19 protein-coding genes and 2 other RNA genes are annotated in these 22,547 nt (G+C 64.5%); 7 read left to right on the top strand and 14 right to left on the bottom strand.

All coding sequences use genetic code 11. From position 1 onward, the window contains the following. Positions 1-228 (bottom strand): transposase (locus WJW29_RS16815; RefSeq protein WP_146763672.1); only part of this gene is annotated, 228 nt, incomplete at its 3' end. Positions 229-642: 414 nt separating this feature from the next. On the opposite strand from WJW29_RS16815, the gene WJW29_RS16810 reads away from it, so the two are divergent. Further along, on the top strand, positions 643-2,151 hold the full coding sequence (locus WJW29_RS16810; RefSeq protein WP_011259536.1) for a S10 family peptidase: 1,509 nt from the start codon (positions 643-645) through the stop codon (positions 2,149-2,151). Between the two features lie 57 nt (positions 2,152-2,208). Here WJW29_RS16810 and WJW29_RS16805 read toward each other — a convergent pair whose 3' ends face one another. The 3 genes from WJW29_RS16805 to WJW29_RS16795 form a co-directional block, all read right to left on the bottom strand. Further along, on the bottom strand, positions 2,209-2,970 hold the full coding sequence (locus tag WJW29_RS16805; RefSeq protein WP_012444542.1) for a YdcF family protein: 762 nt from the start codon (positions 2,968-2,970) through the stop codon (positions 2,209-2,211). Positions 2,971-3,046: 76 nt separating this feature from the next. Then, positions 3,047-4,174: an inorganic phosphate transporter gene (locus tag WJW29_RS16800; RefSeq protein ID WP_011259538.1), complete on the bottom strand. Its 1,128-nt coding sequence runs from the start codon at positions 4,172-4,174 to the stop codon at positions 3,047-3,049. A 9-nt stretch (positions 4,175-4,183) separates the two neighbouring features. Next, positions 4,184-4,810, bottom strand: a complete 627-nt coding sequence (locus WJW29_RS16795) for a DUF47 family protein (protein ID WP_012444540.1) — start codon at positions 4,808-4,810, stop codon at positions 4,184-4,186. A 272-nt stretch (positions 4,811-5,082) separates the two neighbouring features. Here WJW29_RS16795 and WJW29_RS16790 point away from each other — a divergent pair, with 272 nt between their 5' ends. Both WJW29_RS16790 and WJW29_RS16785 read left to right on the top strand, forming a co-directional pair. Next, positions 5,083-6,423 carry a hemolysin family protein gene (locus WJW29_RS16790; protein WP_011259540.1) on the top strand — a complete coding sequence of 447 codons (1,341 nt, stop codon included), beginning with the start codon at positions 5,083-5,085 and terminating at the stop codon, positions 6,421-6,423. Then, positions 6,407-7,075 (top strand): exopolysaccharide biosynthesis protein, encoded by a 669-nt coding sequence (locus WJW29_RS16785; protein WP_011259541.1) that lies wholly within the window; start codon positions 6,407-6,409, stop codon positions 7,073-7,075. The genes WJW29_RS16790 and WJW29_RS16785 overlap by 17 nt, the downstream gene beginning before the upstream one ends. A 31-nt stretch (positions 7,076-7,106) precedes the next feature. Here WJW29_RS16785 and WJW29_RS16780 read toward each other — a convergent pair whose 3' ends face one another. Both WJW29_RS16780 and WJW29_RS16775 read right to left on the bottom strand, forming a co-directional pair. Further along, positions 7,107-7,607 carry a pyridoxamine 5'-phosphate oxidase family protein gene (locus WJW29_RS16780; RefSeq protein WP_011259542.1) on the bottom strand — a complete coding sequence of 167 codons (501 nt, stop codon included), beginning with the start codon at positions 7,605-7,607 and terminating at the stop codon, positions 7,107-7,109. 60 nt (positions 7,608-7,667) lie between these two features. Beyond that, positions 7,668-8,669, bottom strand: a complete 1,002-nt coding sequence (locus WJW29_RS16775; protein ID WP_011259543.1) for an LLM class flavin-dependent oxidoreductase — start codon at positions 8,667-8,669, stop codon at positions 7,668-7,670. A gap of 315 nt (positions 8,670-8,984) precedes the next feature. Between WJW29_RS16775 and WJW29_RS16770 the strand changes: the two genes are divergently transcribed. Next, positions 8,985-9,061, top strand: a non-coding RNA gene (locus WJW29_RS16770) — sX9 sRNA. 412 nt (positions 9,062-9,473) lie between these two features. After that, complete coding sequence (locus WJW29_RS16765) at positions 9,474-10,889, top strand: MFS transporter (protein WP_011259544.1); 1,416 nt, start codon at positions 9,474-9,476, stop codon at positions 10,887-10,889. A gap of 116 nt (positions 10,890-11,005) precedes the next feature. Here WJW29_RS16765 and WJW29_RS16760 read toward each other — a convergent pair. The 3 genes from WJW29_RS16760 to WJW29_RS16750 all read right to left on the bottom strand — a co-directional run bounded on the left by WJW29_RS16760 (position 11,006) and on the right by WJW29_RS16750 (position 14,070). Continuing rightward, positions 11,006-11,082, bottom strand: a non-coding RNA gene (locus WJW29_RS16760) — sX9 sRNA. A 114-nt stretch (positions 11,083-11,196) separates the two neighbouring features. Continuing rightward, positions 11,197-12,918: an ABC transporter ATP-binding protein gene (locus tag WJW29_RS16755; protein WP_012444535.1), complete on the bottom strand. Its 1,722-nt coding sequence runs from the start codon at positions 12,916-12,918 to the stop codon at positions 11,197-11,199. Between the two features lie 93 nt (positions 12,919-13,011). Further along, positions 13,012-14,070 carry a hypothetical protein gene (locus WJW29_RS16750; protein ID WP_011408904.1) on the bottom strand — a complete coding sequence of 353 codons (1,059 nt, stop codon included), beginning with the start codon at positions 14,068-14,070 and terminating at the stop codon, positions 13,012-13,014. A 132-nt stretch (positions 14,071-14,202) separates the two neighbouring features. Here WJW29_RS16750 and WJW29_RS16745 point away from each other — a divergent pair, with 132 nt between their 5' ends. Both WJW29_RS16745 and WJW29_RS16740 read left to right on the top strand, forming a co-directional pair. Beyond that, positions 14,203-15,723, top strand: a complete 1,521-nt coding sequence (locus WJW29_RS16745) for a radical SAM protein (RefSeq protein ID WP_012444533.1) — start codon at positions 14,203-14,205, stop codon at positions 15,721-15,723. 89 nt (positions 15,724-15,812) lie between these two features. Then, positions 15,813-17,027, top strand: a complete 1,215-nt coding sequence (locus tag WJW29_RS16740) for a nucleotidyltransferase family protein (protein ID WP_011259548.1) — start codon at positions 15,813-15,815, stop codon at positions 17,025-17,027. Between the two features lie 103 nt (positions 17,028-17,130). On the opposite strand, the gene WJW29_RS16735 is transcribed toward WJW29_RS16740, so the two are convergent. From WJW29_RS16735 to WJW29_RS16715, 5 genes are all read right to left on the bottom strand, one after another. Beyond that, positions 17,131-18,243, bottom strand: coding sequence for a glycosyltransferase family 4 protein (locus WJW29_RS16735; protein ID WP_011259549.1), 1,113 nt, complete (start codon positions 18,241-18,243; stop codon positions 17,131-17,133). Then, entirely contained in the window at positions 18,240-19,370 is a 1,131-nt protein-coding gene (locus WJW29_RS16730) for a glycosyltransferase family 4 protein (RefSeq protein ID WP_041182180.1), read from the bottom strand. Before WJW29_RS16730 ends, WJW29_RS16735 begins: the two co-directional genes overlap by 4 nt. A gap of 121 nt (positions 19,371-19,491) precedes the next feature. After that, positions 19,492-20,190 carry a class I SAM-dependent methyltransferase gene (locus tag WJW29_RS16725; protein ID WP_011408908.1) on the bottom strand — a complete coding sequence of 233 codons (699 nt, stop codon included), beginning with the start codon at positions 20,188-20,190 and terminating at the stop codon, positions 19,492-19,494. Further along, positions 20,187-21,422, bottom strand: coding sequence for an amidohydrolase family protein (locus tag WJW29_RS16720; protein WP_027703449.1), 1,236 nt, complete (start codon positions 21,420-21,422; stop codon positions 20,187-20,189). Before WJW29_RS16720 ends, WJW29_RS16725 begins: the two co-directional genes overlap by 4 nt. A gap of 12 nt (positions 21,423-21,434) precedes the next feature. Then, positions 21,435-22,277 (bottom strand): class I SAM-dependent methyltransferase, encoded by an 843-nt coding sequence (locus WJW29_RS16715; RefSeq protein WP_011259553.1) that lies wholly within the window; start codon positions 22,275-22,277, stop codon positions 21,435-21,437. Between the last annotated feature and the right edge of the window lie 270 nt (positions 22,278-22,547).

Below are 22,547 nucleotides of genomic sequence, written 5' to 3'. Positions count from 1 at the left end.
CACTTCGCTCCACTTGGCAAAGTAGGAATGCACCGTGCGCCACTTCGGAAAGTCACTGGGCAACGCACGCCACGGGCAACCTGTCCGTAGCAGATACAGCACTGCGCACCACACCTCATACATATCCACTGTCACAGGCTTGGTGCGCTTGCGGGCTTGCTCCAGAATCGGGCGGATTTGCTCGAACCGCTCACGGCTCACGTCACTTGGATCGTTCTTCTCGCGCATTCGTGGAGTTTGCACGGCTTGAATAAGATCGTGAACAGGTTCTAGGCGTTGAAAGCCCCCCTCCCCTCGGGAGAGGGGGTGGCGTGAGGGTACGGGCAAAGCCTTGTGCAATTGAACATTGCGAGAGCTTCGCCCGTACCCTCATCCGCCCCTGCGAAGCACCTTCCTCCCCGGTGAAGGAGGACGATGTCCCGATCTGAGAAGGGCGTGTTATCGATTTTCTTTGACGTCGATGCTGATTGCAGCGGACTGCGCCCCCCCCCCCCCTTGAGTCAGACGGCTGCCTGCTGCGGCACACACTGCTCCAGGCCAGGCAAGCCGCATCGGTCAACGCGCCATCCATGCCTTCCTGCACATCCACCGGACTCTGCAGCGGCCTAGCATCGGCACTCCCCTGCTCCGACGTCGATGCCCATGCCCTCCTTTCTCCGTGCCTGCCTGCTGACCTGTGTGTTACTCAGCGGAACGGCGCTGGCCGATGCGCCAGATACAGCCGATAAAAGCGATGCGAAAAGCGACGCCAAATCCGATGCCGCCGCCAAACAGGCGCCCCTGCCGGCCGATGCCAGCGTGCGTCAGAGCACGCGCGTGGCCGGCCGTAGCCTGAGCTACACCGCCACGGTCGGCACGTTGCCGGTGCGCGATGCACAGGGCAAGACCACCGGCGAGGTGGTGTTTACCGCCTACACCGTCGATGGCAAAGACCGTCCAGTGACGTTCGCATTGAACGGTGGGCCGGGCGCCGCATCGGTGTATCTCAACATGGGCGCGATCGGGCCGAAGATCGTCGATTTCGGCACCGAAGGCGACAGCGCGTCGGCACCGGCCGCGCTGCGCGACAACCCGGGCACGTGGCTGGACTTCACCGACCTGGTCTTCATCGACCCGGTGGGCACCGGCTTCAGTCGCGCATTGATTGGCGACGACGATGCCAAGAAGCAGTTCTACAACCCGCAGGCGGATGTGGAATATCTCTCGCGGATAATCTACGACTGGCTGCTCAAGAACCGCCGCCTGCAGGCACGCAAGTATCTGGTCGGCGAAAGCTATGGCGGCTTCCGCGGCCCACGCATTACCCATTACCTGCAGACACAGCTGGGCGTGGCGATGAACGGCGTGGTGCTGGTGTCGCCATACCTCAACCCGACCCTGGACGACAACAGCGACGTGTCGCCCCTGGCATGGATGCTGACATTGCCGTCGATCACTGCTGCGCACCTGGAGCGCCAGGGCCAGCTCAGCGACAGCGCGATGCGCCAGGTGATCGACTACACCCGCGGCGACTACGCGGTGGCGCTGATGAAAGGACGCACCGACCCGCAGGCGACCGAAGCGATGTTGCAGCAGGTCACCCGCATGACCGGGCTGGACCCGGCGTACGTGCGGCGCTCCGGCGGGCGCCTGGAAACCCAGGCGTATCTGCGCGAGGTGTTTCGCGACAAGGGCGAATTGGGTAGCCGTTACGACTCCAACGTGACCGCCTTCGACCCGTTTCCCAACGATGCCGAACAACGCGCCAACGACCCGCTGCTGGACAGCATCATTGCGCCCACCACCACCGCGATGGTGGATTTCGTCACCCGCGTGGTCGGCTGGAAAATCGATGCGCAATATCGCGCGCTCAACTACGACGTCAACAAACTCTGGGACTGGAACGACGAACTGCGCAAGGGTGCGGTGACCCAACTGCGTCAGTCGGTGGCGATCGATCCGAAGTTGCGCGTATTGATCGCGCACGGCTGGAACGACCTCTCCTGCCCGTTCATGGGTTCGGTCTTGACGGTGGATCAGATGCCGGCGATGGGCAGCGACCCGAAACGCGTGCAGGTACGCGAATATCCGGGCGGCCACATGTTCTACAACCGCGCCGACAGCCAGAGTGCGTTCCGCAACGACGTCAAGGCGATGTACGAAACGCGCTGAATGCATCCATCGCCGGACGTCTCAACGTCCGGCGATGGATGCGAAATAGCGTGGCGCCTACACTGCGCCAGGCGCGGTTGCTTTTACGTTCGAACCCATCCATTGGTAGAGCCGATAGCGCGCCATGCCCAGGTATTCGTGCAGCGCCACATCGGCCAGGGTGAAGTTGTAGCTCTGCGGCAGGATCGACCAAGTGGCAGTCAGCCAATCCGCGCGCACCGGCGTGGCATCGATGCCGAAATGGCGGAAATACAATTCGGCGCGGCACAGATGCGTGGCCGATGACACCAGCACGATGCGATCGGGCCGGTATGCGCGCAGCAGGGGCTGGCTGAACTGCGCGTTCTGCAAGGTGTTCATGCTTGAGGGCTCCATGATCACGTCCGCCTGCGGAATCGCCAGGTCAACCAACACACGCCGATACACCACCGCCTCAGACAACCCCAGCCCGCGTGGATCGCCGCCGCTGATTTCGATCTTGCAATCGCCACCGCTGTGCCGACATTGCTGATACAGCCGCGCCGACTCGACGATGCGGCCATAGGCGAACATGTTGGCTTCGGCTACCGCGTCACGCCCTTCCGGACGCACGGTGCCGGCGCCGAGCAACACGATGACGTTGCGCGCACCCCATGCGTTGAAATCGTTGACCCCGGTGTGCTGCAGGTGGTGCAGCATCCAGGAAGGCAATGGGCCGCAACCGACCGCAAACACCAGCAACACACTGGTAAGACCCAGCACGCGGGAAAAGCGCCGCAATCCGAGGCGGTCGATCAACCAGGCGAACCCGAACAATACGCACACCAGGGCCAGCATCATCGCGGAAGGATCTCATTCATAACGGGCGGTTAGAATCGCAGCGCGCCCACGGTGCGTGACCGTACCGCGACACAGCTCAGGTCCAGCCGAACAGTTCGAACAGCATCAGGATCAGGTACGCCACGCCGCCAGCGGCCGGGATGGTCAAAATCCACGCCCAGACGATGCGCTCGATCACGCCCAGGCGCAGCGACCGCGGGTTCTTGGCAAAACCCACGCCCATGATGGCGGTGGAAATGCTGTGCGTCGTGGAAACCGGCATACCGAAATGCGCCGCCACGGTCAGCACCGTTGCCGAGCTGGTTTCTGCGGCAAAACCGTGGATGGGATGCAGCTTGACCATCTTGTGGCCGAGCGTCTTGATGATCTTCCAGCCGCCCGAGGCGGTACCGGCGGCCATCACCACCGCGCAGGTCAGCACGATCCACATCGGGATGCCGGCGCCAGCCGCCAGGCCGGTACCCGGATGCAGGAACGACAGCCAGCTCGGCAGATCGTCCAACCCACCGGCCGACTGCGCGCCGATCAAGGTCATCGCGATGATGCCCATGGTCTTCTGCGCGTCGTTATGGCCGTGGGCGTAGCCCATGTAGGCGGCCGAGGCAATCTGCGCCTTGCCGAAGAACGCATTGACCCAGCGCGGCCGCGCCAGCCGCCCGATCGGCCCACCGAGCCTGGACATGCCGGCGATGATCGCCCACAGCAGCAGCATCACCACGATGCCGAGCAGGAAGCCGGCGATCGGCGAGGTGATCATCGGCACGAACACCTTCCACAACAGGCCCTTGTTCTTGGCCCAGTTGCCGATGTTTTCCGACCAGATCAGCGCGTCCCAGTTGTTGTGCGCCGCGGCCAGGCCAGCGCCGCACAGGGCGCCGATCAAGGCGTGCGAGGACGACGACGGCAGGCCCTGCCACCAGGTGACCAGGTTCCAGATGATCCCGCCCAGCAACGCGCACAGAATCACCTGGGGGGTGACGTCGACCACATTGGTGTTGAGCAAGCCCGAGGCGATCGTCAGCGCGACCGCGGTGCCGGTCAGCGCGCCGATCAGGTTCATTCCGGCGGCCAGCATCACCGCCCAACCTGGCGAGAGCACCTTGGTGGCGACCACAGTGGCGATGGAGTTGGCAGTGTCGTGGAAGCCGTTGATGAACTCGAACACCAACGCAGCCAGGATCACAACCAGAACGAAGGTAAGCACGCGGCGACCTCAGCTGTTCTTCAGCACGATCTGGTAGACCACCACACCGGCCTCGCGGCAACGGTCGATGGCCTTTTCCAGAATCTCGAAGAACTCCTTGAGCAGGAACATCTGCAACGTGTCCAGGCGGCCGGAATAGATGTCGCGGTACAGCTCCAGCATCAGCCGGTCGGCTTCGTTTTCGAGCATGCGCAGCTTGTCGTTGAGCGCGCTCACGCGATCGATGTTCATCTGCGGCAGGTATGTCACCATCTCCACGACCACACTGGCGGCCTGCTCCAGCATCGCGGCGCGCGGAGCGAAGTCGATATGTTCCAGGTGCTTGGTGGCCAGCGAATAGCGGTCGGCGAATTTCTCGACCTGCTTGGGAATCTTGTACAGCGCCGAGCCCAGCGCTTCGATGTCTTCGCGCTCGATGGGGGTCATGAAGCTGTCCACCAGCGCCTGGCCGATCTTGTCGGAGGCGGCGCGTTCGCGCAGGCGGGCCAGCTTGAAGGCATCCAGCGCGGGTTGGCGGTCGGACTCGCGCATCATGGCGTGCAACGCATTGGTGCTGTCGTAGGCAGCCTGCGCCGCTTCGTTCAGAAGCCAATAGAACTGCTTGCCGGAACCGAAGATGGTCTGCAACGAGAACATGGGTGGACAACTTCCTGCCGTCAAGGGAGAGACGGCGCCGGGCGCGAATTATGACCGTTCCATGACCTCTCTGGGTATCTCACGCCGGGAACCGCCCTTCACATCGGCATTTCCCGGCTCGAACCACCCTGTGGTTTGGTACCATGACCCGCGCCTTTGGGCGCCCCCTATGGAAGACGACCCTATCCCCCCGTGTTGCCGCCCGGCCTGTTCGCCCGCCGGCACACCCAGTGCTCCCCAGCCCTCCCCTTCACTGACCGGGGAAGACGCCCGTGGTTGAGTTTCTGATCGTCATCGCCCTGATTGTGTTGAACGGCTTCTTCGCCATGTCGGAGATGTCGTTGATGACCTCGCGCAAGAGCCGCCTGAAGCAGATGGCCGGCTCGAGCAAACGCGCTGCGCGGGCCCTGGCATTGGCCGAAAGCCCGGAAAACTTTTTGTCCACGGTGCAGATCGGTATCACCCTGATCGGCATCCTGACCGGCGTGTTCGGGGGCGAAGCGATCGGTGAGGCCATCGCCAGCTGGCTGCAGGGCGTGTTCCCGGCCCTGGCGGCCTCGTTCGAACTGGTCGGCAAGCCGCGTCCGTATTCGGTCGTCATCGGCAGCACCCTGGCAGTGGCGCTGATCACCTTCCTGACGCTGATCTTCGGCGAGCTGGTGCCCAAGCGGCTGGCGCTGCGCAATTCCGAAGACGTCGCAGGGGTGGTCGCAGTACCGATGGGCTGGCTGGCCAAGATTGCCGCGCCCGGCGTGTGGGTGCTGGCGCGCTCCACCCGGCTGGTGTTGCGCATGTTGGGCATGGGCAAGAACGAGTCGGCATCGATCACCGAAGAAGAGATCCGCATGCTGGTGGCCGAAAGCCACGAGGCCGGGGTGATCGACGCCCACGAGCGCGACATGATGAATCGCGTGATGCGGCTGGGCGACCGCACCGCCGACAGCCTGATGACCCCGCGCAACCGCATCGCCTGGCTGGACGCCAACGCCGAGCCGGAACGCAATCTGCAGGTGATGCGCGAGCACGAATTTTCGCGCTACCCGGTCTACCGCGGCAGCGACCAGGACATTGCAGGCGTGCTGGAAGTCAAATCGCTGGTCACGCGCATGGGCGGGCACGGCGAGAATCTCTTCCAGGCGCTGCGCGACACGTTATTCGTGTCCGAATCCACGCATGCGATGAAGCTGCTGGAAATCTTTCGCGAAGAACAGCAGTCGATGGCACTGGTGGTCGACGAATATGGCGAGATCCGCGGATTGGTGACCATCAGCGACCTGATGGGCGCGGTGGTCGGCCGTTTGCAGGCGGTGGAAAACACCGACGAAGATGCGCTGGTGATCACGCGCGCCGACGGCTCGCTGCTGATCGACGGCTCGCTGCCGGTGGAAGAACTCCGCGAAGTGCTGGGCGCCGATTTGCCGGACGCCGACGAAGGCGATTACCACACGCTTGCGGGCCTGTGCATTTATTACTTCGGGCGCATTCCGCAGGCCGGTGAATTCTTCGATTGGGCCGGTTGGCGCATCGAAATCGTCGACCTGGATGGTGCGCGCGTGGATAAGTTGCTGTTGAGCCGAGTGGGCGACGAGGACAGCGATGACATCGTCGGATGACGGCAGCGCGCCGCGCCACGACAGCAGCGAGCAGATGCGTTACCGCAACGAACGCATTCGCAGCTTGCTGGCGGCCTTCAGCGAGAGAGACCCGGACCAGGTGTTACGTGTCCGCCAGATCCTGGCCGATCTGCAACAAAGCGCCTTCGGCGTATTTTTGTTTCTGGCGATCCTGCCCTCGTTCATCCCGATTCCCGGCGTTGCCGGTGGCATCAGCGGACCACTGACGATACTGATCGGGCTGCAGATGATGTGCTGCCTGCGCAAGCCGTGGGTAACGCGCTTCATCGGCGAGCGTGGGCCGCGCCGTCGCACCAGCCAGCGTTTCGTCTCCACATTCGGGCCGACAATGCAGCGCCTGGATCGCCTGCTCAAACCGCGTCTGCACGGCATGCTGGACAGGATGCCGGCGCAAGTATTCACCGGCCTGCTGCTGGTACTGATCGGCAGTTTGCTGACGCTGCCGATCCCGTTCACCAACTATCTTTTCGGATTGATCCTGCTGCTATTTGCCCTGGCCCTGCTCGAGCGCGATGGCGCGCTGATGCTGGCGGGCTGGGCCGCCGCGCTGATCTCGGTGGCCGTCTTCGGCGTCACTTCCGACCAGCTGGTAGACCTGATTCGCGACTGGTGGCCGGACGCCTGGCGCTGAGCGCGAAGCGTGCGGCGCGTGTCTGACGCCGTTACTTCAGATCGACCACGCGGTTATCCGACAGGCTGGCGGTATCGTCAGTCACTGCCGTCATCACGAAGTACAGCGCCTTGCCGAGCAGCCCGCTGGGGCCATCCCAATATTCGGCCGATTCGGCGCGCACGTGGATCAAACGCAGGTTCGGGTCGTCCTTGCCGCCCGGGAAGAATATTTTCATGGCAGGCGACCACAGTGCGTCGATCTTGGCGCGGTCGTGAACCACGCGCGCAGTGCCGGCCACCGAGACATAGGTGTTCTTCGATGCCAAGGCATAGGCCACGTTGACGCGCGGATCGGCGGCGATTTCCGTCACTTTCGGGCTGTCGGCAGCAGTGGCGAACCACAGGTCGCCATCGAACTCGACTTGCTGCGTGCCCAGCGGGCGGCTCACCAGTTTGCCGTCGGCCGAGACGGTCGTGAACATCGCGATGTCCACGCCGCGGATCAATTCGGCCAGCTGCTTGATGCTCTCGCTGCGTGCCTGAAATTGCATGCTGATCTTCCCAATGGATGGGCATGCATCACAGCGGATCGTTGCGCAAAGCGACGTGAATCACGCCAAAGTCACATCCAGCTCGCGGCATGCCGCAGCGGCGATTTCGAAGGAGCGCAAACGCGCGGCGTGGTCGTAGATGTTGGCGGTGAACAACAGTTCGTCCGGCGTGTGGCGCTCGATGAAATCAGCCACGCCTTGGGTGATCTGCTCAGCATCGCCAAGCACCGTGCAGGCCAGTGCACGCTCTACACCCGCGCGCTCATGCGGCTGCCAGAAGCTGTCGATATCATCGATGGGCGCGGGAATCTTGCCCGGCTTGCCGCGACGCAGATCGACGAAGCTCTGCTGCTGGCTAGTGAACAAACGGCGTGCCTGCGCTTCGGTGTCGGCCGCCACTACGTTCAAAGCCAGCATCACGTGCGGCGTGGCAAGCTGTGTGGATGGGCGGAATTCGCGGCGATAGATTGCCACCGCTTCGTCCATCGCGTCGGGCGCAAAATGCGAGGCAAACGCAAACGACAAACCCATCGCTGCCGCCACGCGTGCACTGAACAGGCTCGACCCCAGCAACCACACCGGCACCTCCAGCCCGGCGCCGGGCACGGCCTGCACCAGCTGCCCTGGCACCGCTGGCGCGAAATAGCGCATCAAGTCGGCCACGTCCTGCGGGAAGTGGTCGGCGCTGTCGAAATCGCGGCGCAAGGCGCGTGCGGTGGGCTGGTCGGTGCCGGGTGCACGGCCCAAGCCCAGGTCGATGCGCTGCGGATACAGCGAAGCCAGCGTGCCGAATTGTTCGGCCACATGCAGCGGGGTGTGGTTGGGCAACATGATGCCGCCGGCGCCCACACGGATGGTCTTGGTGCCGCCGGCGACATGGCCGATCAGTACGGCGGTGGCGGCGCTGGCGATGCCCGGCATGTTGTGGTGCTCGGCCAGCCAGTAGCGTTGATAGCCCCAGCGCTCGGCGTGCTGGGCCAGATCGAGCATGTTGGCGAAGGCCTGGGTGGTGTCGCTGCCTTCGCAGACTGGCGCCAGATCGAGCACGGAAATGGGGGGCATCGGATGACTCCGGAGAAACTGATGGGCCACAGATGGGGCTGGTCTGGCAGGTTTGCCAGCGGCTTGGTTGGTGGCGAGGGGGATTACAGCATTCCAGCAGTCGGACAACGGCTGGGTTGGTGGGCTACGACCAGCCGTAGCTGCGTTGTTGAGCTTGCTGATGGGCGAGCGCATTGCGTCTGCGGGTTGGGTGATGCTTCGGTAACGATGTGGTCGCGTTCGCTCAGTCTCTGCGAGTGCCTCATTTCGATATAAGAGCGGCTAACAAAACGACTGCGCAGCTGCCAGGCGGGCGCGGCCGGTGCTCGGTGCGGGATGTACCACGCGTCCACTGCGGTTCTGAGCGCGCCGTGTGCGCCCACCTGACAGCGGCTCGCGACGTGTTGTTAGCCGCTCTAAGTGTCTGCGCATGCGAGCACTGGAGCGGCAGCCAGCAGAGCGGAGTGAGCCGCGGCCTGCTGGACCATGTGCCCTGGCATCCTCACCCCAACCTCCGCTGCGCGCCCCGGCCCGCGCTTGCAGCACGGACGCTCCAAGGCACGCGCGCTCATCGCGCGCAAGGCCGTGCCTTCTCGCCCCGAGGGGAGAGGAGCTCTTCGCTGGGCACGTTGGTGGTCAGTGCAGGCGGATCGCCTTCTGGCTGCTGATGTTGCGGGTGAAGATTGCGAATTGCACCTGCTCCGTGCGCGATACTCGGCGCCCCCGGCCCCGGAGACGAACGCATTGACTGCGCGACGAAGCTCGGACGCTGTGGGAGCTGGACGCTGGCTATGATGACCATGCCCTTGCTGCGGTTGTTCGCCCATGTCTCCGAATGCCCCGCCTGCCCTTGCACAGCTCTCGCCTTCCGCACAGATCGCGGCACGGATCGATCGGTTGCCGGCCAGCGCGACGCTTTGGCGGTTGGTGGGGTTGCTCGCACTAGGCGGGTTTTTCGAGTTGTACGACCTGTTCCAGACCGCCTACATCAGCCCCGGGCTGATTCGCGATGGGATTTTTTCCAGCGGTGCGGACGGGGTGTTCGGCATGTCCGATCAGGCCGCATTTGCGGCGGCCACCTTCCTTGGGCTGTTCGTCGGTGCCGCATTATTGAGTCCGTTCGCCGACCGGTTCGGGCGTCGTCCGGTGTTTACCTTCGCCTTAATCTGGTACACCGCCGCGACCGTGGCGATGGGCTTGCAGAGCACCGCCGCCGGGGTCATCGTGCTGCGCTTTGTGGTCGGTATCGGGCTGGGAATCGAGCTGGTCACCATCGACACCTATCTGTCTGAACTGGTGCCGCGGCACATGCGCAGTGCGGCGTTCGCGTTTGCATTTTTCGTGCAATTTTTGGCGGTGCCCACTGTTGCGCTCACCGCTTGGCTGTTGGTGCCACATGCGCCATTGGGTGTGAGCGGCTGGCGCTGTGTGGTGTTGCTGAGCGGCGCGTTTGCGCTGGCGATCTGGTGGCTGCGTAGCCGCTTACAGGAATCGGCGCGCTGGCTGGCCGCACACGGCCGGCATGCGGAAGCGGATGCAGTGGTGACCGAGCTGGAGGCGCGCTGCATGCGCGATGCGGGTGCGCCATTGCCCGAGCCGCAGACGGCCACATCGTTGCCTGCTGGCGTCGTGCCGACAGCGCTGCTATGGCGCGCGCCGTATCGCGCGCGCATCGGGATGTTGGTGGTCTTCCATGTGTTTCAGGCCATCGGCTTCTTCGGTTTCGGCAACTGGCTGCCGGCGCTGATCTCGGCACAGGGTGCTGGGGCAGGGGTGACCAAAAGCCTGGCGTATTCGTTTGCGATCTCGCTGGCCTACCCGCTGGCGCCCTTGCTGTTGCTGCGGTTTGCGCAGCGCTGGGAAAACAAATGGCAGATCACTGCATCGGCGTTGGGCGCGGTGCTATTCGGTGGGCTGTTCGCGTTACAGCATCAGGCTGTCGGCATGGTGCTGTGCGGAGCGATGGTTGCGTTCTGCAACGCCTGGATGAGCTTTGCCTATCACGGCTATCAGGCCGAGCTGTTCCCGACCGGCTTGCGCGCGCGCGCGGTGGGCTTCTGCTATTCCTTCAGCCGCCTGTCCACGGCAGTCAGCAGCGTGCTGATCGGTTGGCTGCTTGCGCAAGTCGGCAGCCAGGGTGTCCTGGCCTTCATCGCACTCAGCATGTCGATCGTGGCGAGCGTGATTGCCGTGTTCGGGCCACGCACGCGCAATCGGGCGTTGGAAGAGATTGCGGGCTAAAACGGCTAACCCAGTGCCAGGCGCGCGCCTGGCGTGCGCAGCCGGTGCGCCGCGTACCCGGCCCATCCGGTGCCTGCGTGTCTTCGACTCAAGCCTGATGATTGCGCGCAAAGAGCGGCTAACAACACGTAGCGAGCCGCTGTCAGGTGGGCGCGGACGGCGCGCTCAGAACCGCAGTGCACGCGTGGTCCATGCCGATCCCGAGCACCGTCCGCGCCCGCCTGGCGGTGAGCGCAGTCGTGTTGTTAGTCGCTCCAAGTGTTGTCAGCGACTTGCGGAGCGACCGACCCGCCAGCGTGTCACGCGCCTAGCGCACGTCGTACGGTGTGGCCATTTCCGACGAACTCATATGCATCCGCCGAACAGGCGTACCATTCAGGTTCACCGTGCGATCCGCCACGGCGGCCAAGCTGGTGCGATGCGAAACCACCAACAGCACGGTAGTCGGCAGACGCGCGCGCAAGGTGCTTAGCACCTGATGTTCCGCATCGGCGTCCAGCGCGCTAGTGGCTTCGTCCAACACCGCCAGGGTCGGCCGACGCAGCAGCACCTGCGCCAGCAACAGGCGTTGCGATTCGCCGCCGGACAGGCGCCCGTCCTGCGCGTCGATCGGCGTGTCCAGGCCTTGCGCATCGCGCTGCAGCCGCGAACACAGGCCAACGTCGGCCAGCACCTCCCACATGCGTGCATCGGAAGCTCCGGGCAGCACCCACTGCAGGCAATCGCGCACCGTGCGCTGCCACGGCCGTACGCCTTGGCCGATGTAGGCGCTGTGTCGCACCAGATGTCGATACGCGGAAAACGTCAGCCGGCGCCCGCACATGTGCGCAACGAACTGCGCCGGCGGTGTCTGACCGGAAAGCACATCCATCAGACTGCTCTTCCCCACGCCGGAGGCGCCGACCACTAGCATCATCTGACCTGGCACCAGCCACATCGACTCGAGCGCGAGCTGGGGTAACGGCGACGCCAGCCCGATGTGTTCGATATGCAGTGTGGCCGGCAGTGGCTCGGCCGTTTGTTCCGGCGCATGTGCACGCGCAACGCCAAGGTCCACATAGCGGCGCCACAGCTGCAGCGCCGGCCATGCCGAACGCAATTGCTGCACGCTTTGCCGCGTGGTGACCAGGTACGGCAGCAAACGGCCCAGCAACAGACTGACGGTGATCAGCGCGGCGCGATCGGCACCCTGCCAGCGATTGGCCAACACCAGAATGCCGGCGATGGCGACCACCGCAGTGAGCTCGAGCAGCAGTCGACTGCCGGCAACCAGTTCCTGCTGTTGCGCATACCCGTGCCCCAATCGCGCCGAAATGCGTTCGTAATGCGTGCTCTCGACGTTTTCGCGCTGAAACGAACGCACGTGGCGCAAACGACGCGGAAAATCTTCGCTCAGCCAGAACAGCTGCGTCATGTCCGCCACATAGGCACGGCTGATGCGCGCCTGTGCATCGCTGCTGGACATACGCACGCCCAAGCACGCCAGAACCGCCAGCAGCGGTGTGGCGATCAACAGCGCAGGGGCGATCAGCACCGCGATGCACACGCTCACCAGCGCAGTGATCGCCGCGACCAACAGCTGCAGCACCGCGCTAAAGCCTTGCGTGGCGATCTCGATGTTGTAGGTGAGCACATTGGCGATTTCTGCCGAGCTGGCACCGGACAAGGCAGGCAATGGCGCGTCGATCAGTGCCGCATGCACGCGTCCGCGCAGGCCGATGGCATAGCGGCTGGTCAAGCGTGCGGCCAGCCGTGCGCTCTGCCAGCGCAATGCGGCAAACAGCAGGCTCACCCCCACAAACATGCCTGCCTGCATGGCTAGTCCGCCCGGTAATGCCAAGCGATAGCCAGCCAGTTGCACGCCATGGCCGGGCTGCACCAGCGGCAGCAGGCACACCGCCACGATGCTGCCGACCAATGCGGCGGCCAACGATAACGCGACGTAAAGTGCAATCGTCGGCATGTCTGCCGGCACCAGGGTGCTCACGAAGTGATGCAGCACGGTGCGCATGCGCTGCTGCGCAGTCATCGCCCACCGCTCAGCCGCGCGTAACATGCAGTCTCCGCCACGCTGCCAAAGCCTTCGGGCCATTGCCTCTGTAGTGCGCTTGCATGAAACGGCTCATTGCAATAGCTGCAGCAACGCATCCACCGACGCTTGCGGATGCGTGCCACGGTGCAGCGTGAACATGCCGATGCGCTGCACTTGTTCCACAAACCGCTGCCAGCCGGGCTGACCGGTGGCATAGGGTTGATCGTGGGCCAGGCAGGCTGCGACCTGCTCGTTCGGCACCGCGACCAGGCGTTGCGTCGAGACGCTGGCCGGCACCCTGGACAACATCACCACCGCCTGCAACTGCATGGGCCTGGGCGCGAGATGCGCATGGCCATGGCGGATATCGACCTCGAATTTCTCAACGCTGCTGCGGCGCCGGATCACCGGCGATGCGCTGATCCAGGCGCGCGTCTGCGCGTCGACCAAGCCCAGCGCTGCGGCACGCAAATGGAGGAAATTGGCGACGCCGGTGGTAAGCAGGCTGTCCGGTGCCACGAACACGCCGTCTTCGGAGAGGACCTCCAGGCCATGCAGCAGGCTGTGCAAGGCCAGCGTCGATTTGCCCGCACCGCTGGCGCCAAGCAGCAACACGCTACGGCCGCGTTGACCGACGCAGGCGCCATGCAGCGGCACCAGCCCGATGCCACGTGCGGCCAGCAGGAACACGGCAAATTCGATCAACTCGTAACGCAGGTGATACGCGTGGGCGAGCATGTCTTCGGACACCACCAGCATTGCGTGGCGCTGCGGCACCGACAGCATCAGGTAATTGCAGGCATCAATGACGCCGCACAACAGGCCACCACTGGCGTGCGTGCGTACCGCCGGCGGTTCTGCATCGATGCTGCCGGGCGCACGCGGCAGCAGGTCCAGCGTGACATGAAATTCCGGCGCGCCCGGCAAGCGATGCGCGGGCAAGCCGGCATAGGCAGCATCGACCAGTGCCAGTAGCGCTTCGCTATCGCTTTGAAAGTGGAACAGCGCGCCAAGAATCTGCCGACGCACGGTCAAGCGCCGTGGACGCTGTTCGCCGAACGGATCTTCCGCCACTGCAGCCCCAGTTGCGATAGCCGTTGTGCCACCGCTCAACGGCGTGTGTTGCGCCCATGTGGCCGACTGCGGCATGCCTGTATCCAATGCACTGAATCAGCCGGTGTGTGTCGCTTCTCTAGCGAAAGGTTGCATCACCTGTTGCCGTGCCTGCGCACAACGCTACGCAACCAAAGGCGCCCGCGTGCGCACCTACTGCCGAGCCGAATGCCGGTGTCCGCGCACGCCGCCGCTGCGCTCACCTGGCGACAGAACGAGAGCCTTGTGCAGATGCTAAATATCCAGGTCAGTCATTCGTATTTCCTGCGTTACGACCCCAAGCAATGGGAGCGCGGCAAGCCCTATCCCCCATTGGCCACGCTGCAGATCGCTGCGCTGCTGCGCGAACGCGGGCATGCGTTGAGTCTGTTCGATGCGATGCTGGCCGACGATGTGGAGGACTACACCCCTGCCCTGCGTGCGGCGCAGCCGGATCTGGTGGTGTTCTACGAAGACAACTTCAACTTCCTCACCAAGATGTGCCTGAGCCGCATGCGGGACGCTGCATGCCGCATGATCGGGCAAGCCCGCGCGGCCGGTTGCCGCGTGTTGGTGGCAGGCTCGGATGCCTCCGACAACCCGGATGTCTTCCTGGCTGCAGGCGCGCATGCGGTGTTGATCGGTGAAGGCATCGCCCCGTTGATCACCTTGCTTGCGCGCGTCGAAGCGCAGCCGGACATCGCCACCGATCAATGGCTGGCAGGCGTGGCGCAGATTGCCACCAGCCAACCTGCGGTTGCGCGTGTGCATCCCGGCGCGCAACCGCCGGACGCACGCCTGAGCGGCCTGCCGGCATGGGATCTGGTCGACATGCCGCGTTACCAGCGCTTCTGGCAGCAACGGCATGGCTACTCCAGCCTGAACATGGCGGCCTCGCGCGGCTGTCCGTTCCGTTGCAACTGGTGCGCCAAGCCGATCTGGGGCAATCACTACAAGCGCCGCGGCGCCGAAGAGGTGGCCACGGAAATGATTCACCTCAAACGCCGTTTTCAGCCCGACCATATCTGGATGGCCGATGACATCTTCGGCTTCCACATCGATTGGGTGGAGACGTTTGCGCAGCGGTTGAGCGATGCCGATGGCGCGATTCCCTTCACCATCCAGACCCGCGCCGACCTTGCCAGCGAACGCATGGCCGCAGCGCTGGCTCGCGCTGGTTGCATGGAAGCCTGGATCGGTGCCGAAAGCGGCAGCCAACGCATTCTCGACAAGATGACCAAGGGAACGCAGGTTGGTGAAGTGATCGCTGCGCGTGAGCGCCTGGGTGCGCAGGGCATCCGCGTAGGTTTCTTTATCCAGCTCGGCTATCTGGGCGAAGAGCTCGACGACATTCTGGCCACGCGAGCACTGGTAACGCAGGCCAATCCGGACATCATCGGCGTCAGTGTGTCGTATCCCCTGCCAGGCACAAAATTCTACGAAGAAGTGAAAAATCAGCTCGGCAGCAAAACCCATTGGCAGGATAGCGACGACCTGGCGATGATGTTCCGTGGCGCTTACGATTCCGAGTTCTACCGCAGCGTGCGCGATCTGTTGCACACGCAGGTCGATCTACAACACGCACGCGCCACGATGACGGCCAGTGCATTTGCGCAGGCATCGGAACAGCTGGAAGCACGCTGGTCCGCCTTGATCGCCAGCGAAGGTCAGCACCGCACCGAGCCGCTGATCCACTGTGCTGCGCGTTAGCCACGGCAATTGGCCACCGTACTGGTGCGCTAGCCCTCGCCTGCTCTCACGTTGTTTCCTCCATCGTTTCGCCTGACCGGACCACACGCATGCAGCCCTCCCTTCGCATTATCAAGCACTGCCTGTACACCGCGACTGAGCGGCTGGCGCAGGAGCTGGCCCAGCCGGGCGATGCATTGCCGCAATGGGACCGGCTGCAATGGCAGCTGGCGGCGGCGGCAGCGGCGGCACATGGCGTGTCGCCGCTGCTGCAGCGCCGCTCGTTGTGGCAGAACGCCGAATGGAACACCTTCCTGAGCGAGCAGCGTGGCCATGTCGAAGACCGCCATCGGCGCATCGCGCTGTTGCTGACCCGTATCGATGCCGCTGCGCGCGGTGCCGGCATCGCACTGGTGGGCCTGAAAGGCACTGCGCTGCATCGACTGGGCGTGTATCTGCCCGGCGACCGCCCAATGGCCGATATCGATCTGCTGGTGGAGCCGGAAGACGCGCCTGCGGCGGCCACGCTGTTGTGCGAACTCGGTTATGTCGCTTCTTTCGAACAATGGAAGCATCAGGTGTTCAAGCCGATGCAGGGCGAGGCTGTTGCCGGGTTGGGCGAACACCGCGATGCGCCGATCAATATCGAGTTGCATACGCGCATCCAGGAACGTTTGCCGGTGCGCAGTGTGGAGATCACTGCCCGGATCCGGCCGGAGCGCCCGCAACCGGGTTTGAACCCCTATCCGTCCATCGGTGCATTGATGTGTCACTTGCTGCTGCACGCGGCCGGCGGTATCTGTCACCGCAGTATTCGCCTGATGCATTTGCATGATCTTGCCTTGCTGGCCACGCGCATGGGTCCGCGCGATTGGGAAGAATTGTGGGAAGACGCCTCCATGCCACCGTGGTGGGCGCTGCCGCCATTGCTGTTGCTGCAGCGTTATTACCGCGCAGTGGTCCCGGCTGCGCTGATGGCACGCCTGCATGGGGTCTGTCCTGCGCTGCTGCGCCTGAGCGCGGCACGGCAAACGCTCACCGCCGCATCGTGCTCCCACCTGTGGCTGTCGGCGTTGCCTGGGATTGAATGGTCGCGTTCGTTTGGCGAGGCGCGGCAGTATCTGCACAACCGCGTGGTGCCTTCGGCAGAAAGCCGCAAGGAACGCGCAGACATGCTGCAGACCCAGTTATGGCTGCAGGATCAGCCGTGGCTGCGGCAGACCCAGGCGCGACGTCTAATAACGCGCCTGACTCGGCCAGTGCCGCGCACCGACATGTTGTACGTGGTGCGTGCGGCGCTGGATGGCTATCTGCAGCCGGCGTGAGATTACATTTCACGATGCGGCACGCGCCACACTGTGCCTTCAAAGAGCGAGTGCAAGGTCTCCGACAACAGCGCACCCTGCGTTACCACGCACATCAGCGCACTCAACGCAGCTGTTGCGGCTCACACAACTGACGATACACCTGCTCGAACAACCGCGTCGTCGATGCAGCGTCTTCACGGACGGCGCGGCACTGCGCCGCCCAGGCCAGACGCAAACGCAGTTCGTCGTCGCCGAGCACCTGACGGATGGCCTCAGCCATCCCGGCCCAATCGCCCGGTGGCACTGCCAGTGCCGAGATCGGTGCCCATTCGACCAAATGCCCGACGGCAGTGCCCACCGTCGGAACACCGGCAACGGCAGCTTCCAACAGCACCAACGGCCCGGCCTCGTGCAGCGAAGACATCACCAGCAGGTCGGCCGACAGCATGATCGGGCGCAACTCGCGCTGGGTCTTGAAGCCGAGAAAACGCACCTGTTGCTGCAAGCCGAGTTGCCGCACCAGACATTGCATGGCGCCATCTAATGTGTCGACGCCCACCATGTCCAGGGTGAAGGCGACACCGGCGCGCGTGAGTGCGGCCATCGCCTGCAACAAGGTGGTCTGATCCTTGACCGGGTTGAGGCTTGCGACATGCAGCAAGCGCGCAACGGATGCAGTGCGTGCCCGCGGCGCCACCGGTGGCCAGGCGCGCAGATCCACGCCCAGCGGCACGCGTTGCGCCGCGATGCCGAGCGCTTGCAACGACTCGATAATGGGCGCGCTTGCAGCCGTCACCTGATCGGCAAGCCGCAGGATCACTGCCTCGCGCAGACGCCCGCGCCAACGCCGGCGGCCGCCGTAGCCGATGCGATGCAACGCGACCAGCTCGCCGCCAGCGATATGCACCACGCTGGGACAGCGCAACAACTGGGCAGCGGTCACCGCGATCAAGCTGCAATAGCCCGAAAAAATGGCCTGGATCACATCGAACGACGCACGCCGGTGTTCATCGCCGATGGCAGCGATCGCACGTAGCCTTGTACGGTGAGCGCCGATGTTATGCACCTTTGCGCCGCGCAGGCTCCAGGTGGCGGGCAGCGGCTCTTGGTGCAGCACGAAGACGTGCACCTCGTGACTGCGTGCCAGCCACTCGATCAAGGTCAGAAATACCGGTATCACGCGGACTTCCCCGCTGCGATCCACACCACCCGGGACCACCAGTGCCAGTTTCATGCGCTGGGCCCCGGCGCGGCAGCGCGCAATTGCATGTAGGCCTGCACCCAGCGCTGGCCCACTGCGGCAAACGACAGGCGCGCGTCGAAGTGCGCGCGCACCTGAGTGCGTGAGGGACGCTGCCGCGAGACGCGTAGCAACAGTTCCGACAGTGCCGATGCATCGCCTACCGACCACAACTCGCCCACTGCGCCGTCATCGCTAAGCGCACGGAACGACGGAATTGCACTAAGTAGCGGCAGGCAACCGCAGGCGTAGGCTTCCAATGCGGCATACCCGCAGCTTTCTGCGTGGCTGGCAGAAACGAAGATGTCGGCCGCGCGCAACAGTTCCTGCACGCGCGCATGCTCGACCTTGCCCAGCAAATGCACGCACTTCGCCAGCTGCGGGTTTTCGCGCAGGCGCTGCTGCACCTGCTCCATCAGCGGTGCCTGGTCGAACACGCACCACAACCGCAAGCCGGGCACCATGCGCGCAGCCATGGCTACCGCGTCGAGCACGCAAAGCGGGTCCTTGGCTGGGCTTAAATGCCCGATCCACAACACACACGGATCGCCGTGCAAGCGCGTCTGCTCGCGTGCCTGCAACCGATCGCCCGGCGTAAAGCGGCTGCTCGATTCGGGGATCGCAAACAACTGCGTGCTGCTGCGAAACAGCCGTGCGCGCGTGAACGGCTGCGCCAGCTCCAGCGAGGTGAACGCAATGCCGGCCGCGGCAGCATAGCGGGCGCGCCATCGGCTTCTGCTCCAACAGCGCGGCGGTCGGTTGGCGTGATCCTGCAGCAGGATCGGCACATGCGGCAGCAGGCGTTCCAGACGCCGCGCATCACCAGCGAACTCCAGGCCGTGCACATGCAGGACATCCGCCTCGATCTCGCGCACCAACGCGGCAAGCGTGCGCGCACGAGGTGCGCTGCCACGCTGTTGCAGATCGGCAAAGCGGTAGTGCACGCCCTGCCGGCGCAGCTGGGTGTTCAAGGCAGATTCCTGGATGACCGACACACGCACCCCCGCGCTGGCGACGGCCTCGGCAATGTCGGCCAGCGTTGGCCAGTGCGCGAACACCTGCTCCGCACTCAGACCATCGGGTGTGGGAACCAGATTCAGCTGTGCGACGTGCAGGCTCATGTCGTCGACAGCGCTTGCACGTCGACTAACGCAACCTCGCCGCAATGCGCTGCGCTCGTAGCGTGCCACTGACGGGCAGCGTCTACGTCACAGACAGCCGATGCCGCGTGCAACATCTTGCTCACGCGACGCGTCGCAGCCGCAGCACCAGCGCAACCGGCACCTGCAACGCCGTCTGGTCGAAACGCGCACCGGCCGGAATATCCGCAGGGTCCAGCATCGGCTCGGCAACGGCTTCGATTGCGAAGCCGAGTGCGGTGCACGCCGAATGCCAGTGGCTGTAGAGATGTTGCGTATGCCGCACAGCGTAGTGCTGCCGGTCCGCTTTGAAATCGCGTCGCCAGCCCAGCGCGTGGCCGATCGGATGCACGTCGCTGCACAGCACGATGCCGCCGACGCGGGTGACGCGATGCAGTTCTTCCAGGGCGGGCCACAGCCGTTGCAGATGCCCCACCACCAGACCGCACACGCTGAGGTCGGCTACCGCATCGGGCATCGGCAACTGATCCAGCCTGCCTTGTTGCAAGCCAATCCGCGCGGCCTGCCACTCCTGCGCCAGCTCGGCGCCGGCACGTTGCAGCATCTGCGGCGACAGATCGACACCGGTGACATGCCTTGCGCCGCGGCGCAATGCGTGCAGCATGTAGCGGCCGCTGCCGCAACCGGCGTCCAGCACGTGCTGGCCCTGCAGGCTGGCCGGCATCAAGTCGAGCATGGCGCGTTCTTCGGCCAGCATCACCGGGTTGTGCGCGTGCGGCGGATACGCCTGCGCCCACAGCGCATATGCCGCGGCGGGTTCGAGGACCGGCACTGCGCTCACGAAAATGCTCCATCGGCAGCCAGCGCACGCGCAACCTGCGCGATGGTCTGCGCCGGTTGCTCCAGCGATACGCACTGCAGGCCGGGTTCGAGCGCGAGTACCGCCGGGTCTGCGAGCGTGGCATCAAGGAGTTTGGGCCGCCCATCCAGCAATACTTGCACCGTCGAGATGCCGGCCGCCTCGAACCACGGCGCAAAATCCGGATCGGCGATGCGCGGTTTGCCATCGCGGATGACCGCACGCAAGTCGCTGCGCTCGCAACCGATGATGCTGCTGGCGGGCTCGCCTCCACGGTCGCGCACGATCAGCAAATCCGCGGTGGCGTCGGGTGCAATACGTCCACGCGTGGTCATGCGCAAAATGCGCGCAGACTCACTGGTGGCCAGGCCAAGCAACAGATCTCGCGCCAGCCCGCTCGCGCTGGCGATGCGCAGTTCTTCCAGCAGGTCGCGTGCGCCGCTGATGCGTGAATCGCTGCCCAGCGCCAGCCGGCCGGCCATGCACAAGCGCCACGGGTCCAGCGTGCGGCCAAGCAGTGCCTGATTGCTGGACGGGCACCACACGACGGCGGCACCACGCGCAATCACCCGCTCGATATCCGGCTCGCTCATGCCCACGCCGTGGATCAACACCGTGTTGGCGGCCAGGCAACCGAGCCGGTCGAGTTCCTCGAGCTCAGCACGCGCTACGGCGTCGGTGCCTTCGGCCAGATGAATCATCCACGGATGCGTAGCCGGGGTTGCGGCGAAACTGCCTTGCACCGGCGGGCCATAGCCTGTCCAGCCCAGCGCGTAGCTCCAGCCGAACGCGCGCAGCACGCTCACCGGGAAATGCGCTTCATCCAGCGTGGCGTGCCATGGGTCGTGCTGCGCCACGCAGGTGACGCCGGCCAACAGGTTCTTCAAGCCCCCATGGCGCAGCCGTACCGCCTTGGGCACGCGCAGTGCGGCGGCAACATCCGGGTGCTGAAAATGCGCATGAAATGCCTCGATCCACGCATAGCTGTTGGCGAACGGCGCGGCCTGCGGCAGCGGCGGCACGCAGTTGACCTGCAGGTGCTCGTGCGCATTGATCAAGCCCGGTGCCAGCACATGCCCCTGCAGATCCAGGCGCAAGGTGCCGGTGCCGGGCGTGCCACCGAAGCGCCCCGCGCGGATGGTCACTGCGGTGCGCGACGCACCCGCTGCTGTCATCGCGCGCGCGCCCTGCAGGCAGACATCGGCCATGGCCATCGGCGCCTCCACTCAGCGCTTGCGCATCACGATCAGAAAGTGATCGCCCATGTCGCGTAGCAGCGGCAACCCACCCAGCCGATCGTCGCAGCGCCCCAGGCGCTCGGACAGGCGCGGATTGCGCTCGCAGAAATCCACCAGATACGGCGGCGGCAGGAACAGGCTCAATGCGCGGTAATCTTCCAGCACGAAATGCTTTTCGAACGCGCGGTAGAACTCGCGCGGCAGGTGGTACCAGGTCCAGATGGTGTGGCCGTTCATGCCCACCGCAATTGCCCCCTTGGCGGCTCGCACCGCCGCGCGTTTGAAGCGCCCACGCAAGGCGTAATGGCCGATCTCCCACGGGCAGATCCGCCCGATCACGGAAAACACCAGGCAGCCATCGGCACGCAGCAGTCGTGCGCATTCGGCGGCGACGGCCGGCAGATCCGGCGCGCAATTGAGCGGGCCGAAGTTGGAATACATGCCATCGAAGCTGCCTTCCAGCCGATCGAGCTGCTGGATGCCGACATGCGCGGCGGTGAGGCGCTCTTCCAGACCCTGAGTCGCCGCGCGGTGGCGGGTGCGCTCGACCATGGCCGGCGACCAGTCGGTGGCCAGTACGGAATACCCGCGACGTGCGAATTCGCCAGCGTCCAGACCGGTACCGCAGCCCAGATCGATCAGCCGCGACCCCACCGGCAGCGCGGCAGCCACCGTGTCCCACAATGTGGTGCGCATGCGCTGGATCAGCGCGTTGTTGCCACGCGGGCCATCGTAGTCGGGAGCCACGCTGTCGAACGCGCGTTGCGTTTCCAACAGTTGCTCGGGCGCCACCGTGCCGCCCCGCGCCGCATGCTCATTGAGTGACGACATGCGCAGCCTCCCAGACTTGTCCTGTTGTTTTCACCACGCTCTCCGGTCGCAACGCCACCAACGCGGCATCGTTTGATAGACCCGTGAGTGCGCGATGTCGCCGGTTTGGTTGCAGCGCACTGGATGGTGGCCGAGCTGGCTCAGGCGATCACACCCGACACGCCTACATTGGCTCAACGTGCAGCATGCAACGTACGGCCTGGCGTTCGCTCTCGTATCGCTGGGGCCTGCTGCTTGCGCATCTCATTCCCCTGCAATCCCCCGCTGCCC

The sequence above is a fragment of the Xanthomonas sp. JL1 genome (assembly GCF_038405005.1).
This window is presented reverse-complemented; position numbering and strand designations above follow the sequence as displayed.